Consider the following 10340-nt stretch of genomic DNA (forward strand, 5'->3'; position numbering starts at 1 on the left):
ACCCTCGAAGCCGCCGGCGCCACCACCCTCCTCGAACTCGGCCCCGATGCCATCCTCACCCCCCTCGCCACCGCATCGATCGGCGACGCGGACACCGTGGCCGCCGCGCCCCTGCTCCGCTCCGGCCGCCCCGAGGCACAGACCGCCGCCACGGCTGCGGCATCGGCGTTCGTGCGCGGGGTCGCGGTGGACTGGGCGGCGCTGTACGCGGGTTCCGGCGCTCGCCGCGTGTCCCTGCCCACGTACGCCTTCCAGCGCCGGCCTCACTGGCTCGACACCTCCGTCCGCAAGAACGGCGTACCGGCTCCGGTGGCCGCAGTGGCTCCCGCGTCGGACGCTCCCCCGGCGGAGCCGCAGGCTCCGCGTGGCGCGCTCGGTGAGCGGCTCGCGGGCCTGTCCCCCGCCGAGCGGCGGCGCGCCGTGGAGACGCTGGTGGAGGAGCACACCGCCGCGGTCCTGGAGTACGGGCCCGGTGAGCGGGTCGAGCGGCGCACGCCGTTCCAGAAGCTGGGCTTCAGCTCGCTGATGAGCACCGAGCTGCGGGCGTCGCTGGCCGCCGCCACAGGACTGCGGCTGCCCAGCGGGCTGCTCTTCGACCACCCGACCCCGCACGCGCTCGGCGAGTTCCTGGAGGCGGAGCTGCTGGGTGCGCTGCCGGCCGCGGCCGGCGAGCCGGCCGCCCGGGACCTGGACGGCGACCCGATCGCGATCGTGGGCATGGCCTGCCGCTACCCGGGCGGCGTGTCCTCGCCCGAGGAGCTGTGGCGGCTGGTGGCCGGGGGCGGCGACGCCGTCTCCGCGTTCCCCGTCGACCGGGGCTGGGACGAGGACCTGTACGACCCGGACCCGGACCGGCGGGGAAAGAGTTCCGTACGGCACGGCGGATTCCTGCATGACGCGGGCGAGTTCGACGCGGCCTTCTTCGGCATCTCGCCCCGCGAGGCGCTGGCCATGGACCCGCAGCAGCGCCTGCTCCTCGAGACGGCGTGGGAGGCCGTCGAGCGGGCCGGTGTCAATCCCCGGTCGCTGCACGGCAGCCGTACGGGCGTCTTCGTCGGCGCGACCGCGCTGGAGTACGGCCCGCGCATGAGCGACGCCCCGGAGAGCGTGCAGGGTCATGTCCTGACCGGTGGCACGGCCAGCGTCATGTCGGGCCGGATCGCCTACCAGCTGGGGCTGATCGGCCCGGCGGTGACGGTCGACACCGCGTGCTCGTCCTCGCTCGTCGCCCTCCACATGGCTGTCCGCTCGCTGCGGCAGGGCGAGACGAACCTGGCGCTGGTGGCCGGCGCGACCGTGATGTCGTCCCCGGGCATGTTCGTCGAGTTCTCGCGCCAGCGCGGGCTGGCCCCGGACGGCCGCTGCAAGTCCTTCGCGGCCGCCGCCGACGGTACGGGCTGGGCCGAGGGTGTCGGGATGCTCCTCGTCGAGCGGCTCTCCGACGCCAGGCGCAACGGGCACCGGGTCCTCGCCGTCGTCCGTGGCTCGGCCGTGAACCAGGACGGCGCCTCCAACGGGCTCACGGCCCCCAACGGTCCCTCCCAGCAGCGTGTCATCCGCCAGGCGCTCGCCGACGCGGGTCTCGCCCCGTCCGATGTGGACGCCGTCGAGGCGCACGGCACCGGTACGAAGCTCGGCGACCCGATCGAGGCCGAGGCGCTGATGGCCACGTACGGGCAGGACCGCGCCGGTCTGGCGCCGGTCTACCTCGGGTCGCTGAAGTCGAACATCGGGCACACGCAGGCCGCCGCGGGTGTGGGCGGCGTCATCAAGATGGTCGAGGCCATGCGCCACGGCGTCCTGCCCAGGACCCTGCACGTCGACGAGCCGTCGCCGCGCGTCGACTGGTCGCGGGGCGCGGTGGAGCTGCTCACCGAGGACCGGGCGTGGCCCGGGACCGAGCGGCCGCGCCGCGCGGGCGTCTCGTCCTTCGGCATCAGCGGGACGAACGCCCATGTCGTCATCGAGCAGGCCCCGGGGACGGAGGCCGCGACCGCGACCGAGCCGGAGGCCCAGCCGTCGTCCGGGACCGGGCGTCCGCAGTCGCCGGCCACCGGGATTCCGGCGCCGTGGCTGCTGTCCGCGCGCGACGCGGACGCGCTGCGGGCGCAGGCCCTGCGGCTCCGCGAGCATCTCACCGTCGACCGCACGGCAGACACGACCGGGACGACCGGCCCGACGGAGACGACCCACCCGGTGGGGACGACCGAACCGACCGGCACGGCAGACACGGCAGACACGGCCGATGAGGTCGGTGAGCCCGATGAGGCCGAAACGGTGGCCGCCGACGTCGGCCTGTCGCTGGCTGTCACCCGTACCGCCTTCGAGGAGCGGGCAGTCGTGCTCGCCGGGGGCCTGGACGGCTACCTGGCCGGGCTCGACGCGGTCGCCGACGGGTCCGAGGCGGCGGGCGTGGTGCGCGGCACGGCGACGGACGGCGCCCGCACTGCGTTCCTCTTCACCGGCCAGGGTGCGCAGCGCCTCGGCATGGGCCGGGAGCTCTACGGAAACTCGCCGGTCTTCGCCGCGGCCCTCGACGCCGCGTTCGCCGAGCTGGACAGGTGGCTGGAACGGCCGCTGCGTGACGTGGTGTTCGCCGACGAGGGCTCCGCCGGTGCGGACCTGCTGCACGAGACGACGTACACCCAGCCCGCGCTGTTCGCGGTCGAGGTGGCCCTCTTCCGGCTGCTCGAACACCACGGAATGACCCCTGACCTGCTCGTCGGCCACTCGATCGGCGAGCTGGCCGCCGCCCATGTCTCCGGCGTCCTCACCCTGGCCGACGCCGCGAAGCTCGTCGCCGCCCGCGGCCGGCTGATGCAGGCCGCCCGCCCCGGCGGGGCGATGATCGCCATCGAGGCCCAGGAGGACGAGCTGGCGGCGTCCCTGGCCGGCCACGAGGCGGAGGTCTCCCTCGCGGCGGTCAACGGGCCCGGTTCCGTCGTCGTGTCCGGTGACGCGGACGTCGTCGGGCGCATCGCCGACGAGTGGCGGGGGCGCGGCCGAAGGGTCCGCCGGCTGCAGGTGAGCCATGCCTTCCACTCGCCGCACATGGACGGGATCCTGGCCGAGTTCCGCGAGGTGGCAGCGGGTCTGGAGCTCCGGCCGCCCGTGATCCCCCTGGTGTCGACGGTGACCGGGGCACTCGCCACGGCCGCCGAACTCACCTCTCCCGACTACTGGGTGCGGCAGATCCGCGAGGCCGTGCGCTTTCTGGACGCCACCCACGAGCTGGCGCGGCAGGGCGCGACCGTCTTCGTCGAGGTCGGGCCCGATGCCGTACTGGCCGCGCTGGTCCGGGGCACCCTCGCCGACCGTACGGTCACGGCCGTCCCGCTGCTGCGGACCGGCCGCGCCGAGCCGTGGACGGTCGCGTCGGGCATCGCCGGTGCGTACGCGGCCGGTGCGCGCCTGGACGCGAGCACGTTCTTCCCGGGCGCCTCGCTCGTCGGCCTGCCGACGTACGCCTTCCGGCGCGAGCACTTCTGGCTGGCGCCGGCCGCGACGGCCGACATGCTCAGCCTGGGTCCGGACGCCTCCGAGCACCCGCTGCTGACGACCGCGGTCGATCTGGCGGACCGCGAGGAGGCGCTGCTCACCAGCCGTGTCTCGCTCAGCACCCACCCCTGGCTGGCGGATCACGCCATCAGCGGCACGGTGCTGGTCCCCGCCACGGCGTTCCTGGAGCTGGCCGTCGCGGCGGGCGACCACGTCGGCCTGCCGCGCGTGGCCGAACTGACGCTGGAGGCGCCGCTGCCGCTCACCCCGGGCGAGGCGGTACGGCTCCAGGTGACCGTCGGTGCCCCGGACGCCTCGGGTGCCAGGACGTTCGCGGTCCATGCCCGGCCGGACGGCGGCGGCACGGCCGCGTGGACGCGGCACGCCGGTGGCATGCTGGCCGGGGCGACGGGCGAGGGCGCGGCCGACGAGCTCACGCAGTGGCCGCCCGCCGGTGCCGTGGCCGAGTCGCTGGACGACGTGTACGAGCGGCTCGCCGGCATCGGGTACGGCTACGGCGCGGCCTTCCAGGGCCTGCGGGCCGTGTGGCGGCAGGGCGCGGAAGTCTACGCCGAGGTGGCGCTGCCCAGCGAGCTGCACCAGGGCGCCGAGGGGTTCGGGCTGCATCCCGCGCTGCTCGACGCCGTGCTGCACCCGCTGGTGCTGGACGCGGCGGCGGCCACAGAGCGCAGGGAGGGCGGGGAGAACGGGAAGGACGGGGACGACGGGGAGAACAGCGACCGGATGATCCGGTTGCCGTTCGCCTGGAGCGGCGTCGAGCTGCACGCGACGGGTGCCACGGAGCTGCGCGTACGTATCGCGCCGACCGGGACCGACACGGTCGCGCTCACACTCGGCGACGCGTCGGGAGCATCCGTGGGAACGGTCGGGTCGCTGATGCTGCGCCCGGTGGAGAAGCAGCGGATCGCGGCCGCGGCGGCGAACGCCGGTGGCAGCGACGACTCGCTGTACGTACCGGAGTGGCCGGGGATCGCGCGCGCCGTGCGGGAGCCCTCCGAGCTCACTTGGGCAGAGCTGGAGACGGACCTGTCCCGTCTGGACGCCGGAGGTGGTCCGGGTGGCCTGGATGGTCTGGACGGTCTCGGCGACGCCGACGTCATCGTCGTACGCAAGGGGGTACTGGACGACGGCTCGGCCGGAGCCGACGGGCCGCGCGAAGCGGCCGGGCGAGCACTGCGTCTGATCCAGGCGTGGCTGGCGCAGGAGCGGTTCGCCGATGGGCGCCTGGTGTTCGTCACCCATGGCGCGGTCGCGGCCCTGCCCGGCGAGGACGTCACGGATCTGTCCGCCGCCGCCCTGTGGGGCCTGGTCCGCTCCGTGCAGTCCGAGCACCCGGGCCGTCTGGTGCTGGTCGACACGGACGGCACGGACGACACGGACGACACGCACGTCAGCGACGCCACGGGCAAACCCGGGACCGGCGACACGTCCGCTCGGTTGCTGACCGCCGCCGTGGCGACCGACGAGCCGCAACTCGCCCTCCGTGGCGGCCGCTTGCATGCACTCCGGCTCGCGCGAGCCCCCCGGGCGGGCGGCACCACTCCCCCCGGGCTCGACCCGGACGGCACGGTGCTCGTCACCGGCGGCACCGGCGGGCTCGGTGCGCTCTTCGCCCGCCAGCTGGTCACCGGTCACGGCGTACAGCACCTGCTGCTGACCAGCCGGCGCGGCCCGGCGGCCCCCGGCACCGACGAACTCGTCGCGGAACTCACCGCGCTGGGCGCCGAGGTGAGCGTGCTGGCCGCCGACGTGGCCGAGCGGGCCGAGGTCGTCCGCCTGCTGGCCGAGGTGCCCGAGGCGCACCCGCTGACGGCGGTCGTGCACACGGCCGGTGTCCTGGCGGACGCGACCGCGCAGACGCTGACCCAGGAACAGCTCGACACCGTGCTGCGGCCGAAGGCCGACGCCGCGTGGCATCTGCACGAGCTGACGCGGGATCTCGGCCTGCGGGCGTTCGTCCTCTTCTCGTCCGTGTCCGGCCTCACCGGCACCGCCGGCCAGGCCAACTACGCCGCGGCCAACGCCTACCTGGACGCGCTCGCCCAGCACCGCAGGGCAGGCGGGCTGCCCGCCACCTCACTGGCGTGGGGCCTGTGGGACAACTCGCGGGGCATGGGCGCGACCCTGACCGACGCCGATCTCGCCCGGTGGGAGCGGGCCGGCACGATCCCGCTCACCCCGGACCAGGGGCTCGCCCTCTTCGACGCGGCGCTGGGCCGCGACGAGCCGGTGCTGGTGCCGGTGGCGCTGAACCTGGCGGCCTTCCAGGGCGGCCCCGAGCTGCCGCCGGCGCTGTACCGGGGGCTGGTGCGGACGCCGGTGCGCCGCGCCACGCGATCGGGTGCGGGCGCCGGTGCTTCCGCCGGTACGGGCTCGGAGTGGGTACGGCGTCTCGCAGGGCTTCCGGAGAACAGGCGCGGGGACGCCGCGCTGGACCTGGTCCGCGGCACCGTGGCCGCCGTACTCGGTCACTCGGGCGCGGGTGCCGTCGACCCGGAGCGGGCCTTCAACCTGCTCGGCTTCGACTCGATGGCCGGTGTGGAGCTGCGCAACCGGCTGACCGCCACGACCGGTCTGCGTCTGCCCGCCACGGCCGTGTTCGACCACCCGACTCCGGCCGCCCTGGCGGCGTTCCTGCTGTCCCTCGCCCTCGCCCAGGTGACCAAGGCCCCGGCGCAGCCGGCAGCGAAGGCACGGACCGGGATCACAGCGGACGAGCCGATCGCGATCGTCGGGATGGCCTGCCGTTTCCCGGGCGGAGTGTCCTCGCCCGAGGACCTGTGGCGGCTGGTCGCCGACGGTGTCGACGCGGTCAGTGAGTTCCCGGCGAACCGGGGCTGGGACCTGGAGGGCCTGTACGACCCCGACCCGGAGGTCGCCGGCACGTCGTACACCCGCGAGGGCGGCTTCCTGCACGACGCGGACCTCTTCGACCGGGAGTTCTTCGGCATCTCGCCGCGCGAGGCCGCCGCGACGGACCCGCAGCAGCGGCTGCTGCTGGAGACCGCGTGGGAGACCTTCGAGAGCGCCGGTCTGGACCCGGCGCTGCTGCGGGGGACGAACACGGGCGTGTTCACGGGCGCGATGTACGACGACTACGCCTCACGACTGGCCAGTACTCCGGAGGAGTTCGAGGGCTTCCTGCTCGCGGGCAACCTCTCCAGCGTCCTGTCGGGCCGTCTGTCCTACACGTACGGTCTCGAGGGTCCGGCGGTCACGGTCGACACGGCCTGCTCGTCGTCGCTCGTCGCCCTGCACCTGGCCGCGAACGCGCTGCGGTCGGGCGAGTGCGACATGGCCCTGGCCGGCGGTGTCACCGTGATGTCCGGCCCGCACACCTTCATCGAGTTCTCGCGGCAGCGGGGGCTTGCTGCCGATGGGCGGTGCAAGTCGTTCTCGGAGGACGCGGACGGCACCGGCTGGTCGGAGGGCGTCGGCCTGCTCCTCGTCGAGCGGCTATCCGACGCCCAGCGCAACGGCCACCACATCCTGGCCGTGGTGCGGGGCTCGGCGGTCAACCAGGACGGCGCCTCCAACGGCCTCACCGCCCCCAACGGCCCCTCCCAGGAACGCGTCATCCGCCAAGCCCTCGCCAACGCGGGCCTGACCACCTCCGACGTCGACGCCGTCGAAGCACACGGCACAGGCACCAAGCTCGGCGATCCCATCGAGGCGCAGGCCCTGCTCACCACCTACGGCCAGGACCGGCCCGCCGACCAGCCGCTGTATCTCGGCTCGCTCAAGTCCAACATCGGCCACACACAGGCCGCAGCCGGCGTCGGCGGCGTCATCAAGATGATCCAGGCCATGCACCACGACGTCCTGCCCAAGACGCTCCACGTCAACGAACCGTCCCGGCACGTCGACTGGGACACGGGCGCCCTGTCACTGCTCACCGAGGAACAGCCCTGGCCGGAGACCGGCCACCCCCGCCGCGCCGGCATCTCGTCGTTCGGCATCAGCGGGACGAACGCCCACGTCATCATCGAGGAGCCGCCCGCCGCGAAGGCCGAGCCGGTGCAGCGGGACGGCGAGGACTCCCCGGCCGTGCTGCCGTGGATCGTGTCGGGCCGTACGGAAACGGCGGTCCGGGCTCAGGCGGAGAAGCTCCACCGCCATCTCGTCGACCACCCCGAACTGCGCCCCGCCGACGTCGGCCTCTCCCTGGCCGCCACCCGTGGCCTGCTCGAGCACGGCGCCGCCGTCATCGGCGCCGACCGGGACGCGCTCGTACGGGGCCTCGCCACGCTGGCGACCGGCGAGTCGACGCCCGCCGTCGTACGCGGCCGCCCGGCGCACCGTGGCAGGACGGCGTTCCTCTTCACCGGTCAGGGCAGCCAGCGTCTCGGCATGGGCCGTGAGCTGTACGAGACCTCGCCGGTCTTCGCCCGTGCCCTGGACGAGGTGTGCGCGCACCTGGACGCCGAACTCGCCCGCCCGCTCAAGGCCGTCCTGTTCGCCCCGGTGGACTCCGCCGACTCGGCGCTGCTCGACGAGACGGCCTTCACCCAGGCCGCGCTGTTCGCGGTCGAGGTGGCCCTCTTCCGGCTGTTCGAGCATCACGGCATCACCCCCGACTATCTGCTCGGCCACTCCATCGGCGAGGTCACGGCGGCGCACATCGCCGGTGTCCTCGGCCTGGCGGACGCCTCGGTGCTGGTGGCCGAGCGCGGCCGGCTGATGCAGGCCGCCCGCGAGGGCGGTGCGATGGCCGCCGTCGAGGCGGGCGAGGAGGAGGTACGTCACTCGCTCGAGGACTACGGCGACGCGGTGGACATCGCCGGTGTGAACGGCCCCCGGGCCGTGGTGATCTCCGGCGACGAGTCCGCCGTCGACGAGGTCTCCGCCTTCTGGCGCGAGAAGGGAGCACGCACCAAGCGCCTCGTGGTCAGCCACGCCTTCCACTCGCCGCACATGGACGAGGTGCTGGACGAGTTCCGCTCGGTGGCCGCCGGTCTGACCTTCCACGCGCCGAGGATCCCGATCGTCTCCAACGTCACCGGCACGCTCGCCACCGACGAGCAGCTGACGTCCCCCGACTACTGGACCCGGCACATCCGCGGGGCGGTCCGCTTCCACGACGGTGTGCGGTATCTGGAGGCCGAGGGCGTCACCGACTATCTGGAGCTCGGCCCCGACGGCGTCCTCACCGCGATGGTCCCGGCATGCCTCGGTGACGACGGCGCCGGCTCGCTGGTCACGGCGCTGCGTCGGGGCAGGCCGGAGCAGGACACGGTCATGGGGGCGCTCGCCCGGCTGAGCCTGCGGGGCGTCACGCCCGACTGGTCCACGGTCTTCCCGGGGGCCCACGCGGTGCCCCTGCCGACGTACGCTTTCCAGCGCGAGCGCTTCTGGCTGGACGCGCCGACGACGACCGCCGGTGACGCCGAGGGGCTGGGGCTGAGCGCGGCGGACCACCCGCTGCTGGGCGCCTGGGTGAGCGTCGCGGACCGCGACGAGCACGTGTTCACGGGACGCGTGTCGCTGCCTACGCACCCGTGGCTGGCCGACCACGCGGTGGCGGGTCATGTGCTGCTGCCGGGAACGGCGTTCGTGGAGTTGGTGAGCCGGGCCGGTGAGCAGTTGGACGCCGGGGTGATCGAGGACCTGACGCTGTCCGCCCCGCTGGTGCTCCCCGAGCGCGAGAACGTGCGCATCCAGGTCATCGTCGGCGAGGCCGACGGCACCGGCCGCCGGTCCGTGAGCGTGCACGCGCGGAGCGAGGACGGCGAGTGGGTACGGCATGCCGACGGCACCCTCGTCCCGGAGTCCGCGGGCGCGGGCGGCGCGAACGCGGGTGCCCCGGCCGGGCTGCCGGTCTGGCCTCCGGCCGGTGCGGTCGAGGTGGGGCTGGACGGAGCCTACGAGCGGCTCGTCGACCTCGGCTACGACTACGGGGCGGCGTTCCAGGGCGTGCGCCGCGTGTGGCGGGGAGAGGGCGAGGTCTTCGCCGAGATCGAGCTGCCCCAGGAGCTGCACGCCGACGCCCGCCGGTTCCTGATCCACCCGGCCCTGCTGGACGCGGCACTGCACCCGCTGCTGCCAGGCGTCGCCCTCGACGACCGGCCCGCGCTCATCCCCTTCTCCTGGAGCGGGATACGTGTCCACGCGGTCGGTGCCACCGTGCTGCGGGCCCACCTGGCTCTGACGAGCGAGGAGGAGGCCACGCTGATGCTGGCCGACGCGACCGGCGCCCCGGTGGCGAGCGTCGACAACCTCGTCCTGCGCCCGCTGAACAGGGAGGCCCTGCGGGATGCCGCCTCGGGCGGCGGGGCCGGACAGGGGCTTCTCCACGTCGCCTGGACGCCCGCGACGGACGGGGACACCCGGGTGGCGGGTGACGTCACGGTGCTCGACCTGCCCGGTGGCGGGCGCGAGGACGTGCCGGACGCGGCGCACGAGGTCGTCGGCAACGCTCTGACCGCCGTCCAGGCGTGGCTGAACGACAGCGTGGACGGCACCCTGCTGATCACCACCCGTGGGGCGATCGCCACCGGTCCGGACGAGGACGTCACCGACCTCGCTCACGCAGGTGTGTGGGGTCTGGTGCGGGTGGCGCAGACCGAGAACCCCGGCCGGATCGTCATCGCCGACCTCGACACACCCCTCACCCCCGAGCTCCGGACCTCCCTGCTCGACGCCTCGCAGCCCCAACTCGCGCTGCGGGGCGGCCGGCTCCTCACCCCACAGCTGACCCGGACCACGGTCGCCGAAAGCGGCGACGCCGTGCGGTGGGACGAGGGCACCACCCTGATCACCGGCGCGACCGGCACCCTCGGCACCGTCCTGGCCCGCCACCTCGCCACCCACCACGGCGCACG

1 protein-coding gene is annotated in these 10340 nt (G+C 74.4%); it reads left to right on the forward strand.

The window, feature by feature from the left end:
- The coding region (locus ACFV9O_RS38355; RefSeq protein WP_385427141.1) for an SDR family NAD(P)-dependent oxidoreductase at positions 1–10340 on the forward strand (10340 nt) is incomplete at both ends.

Source organism: Streptomyces sp. NPDC059909 (assembly GCF_042730885.1).
Classification (GTDB): domain Bacteria; phylum Actinomycetota; class Actinomycetes; order Streptomycetales; family Streptomycetaceae; genus Streptomyces.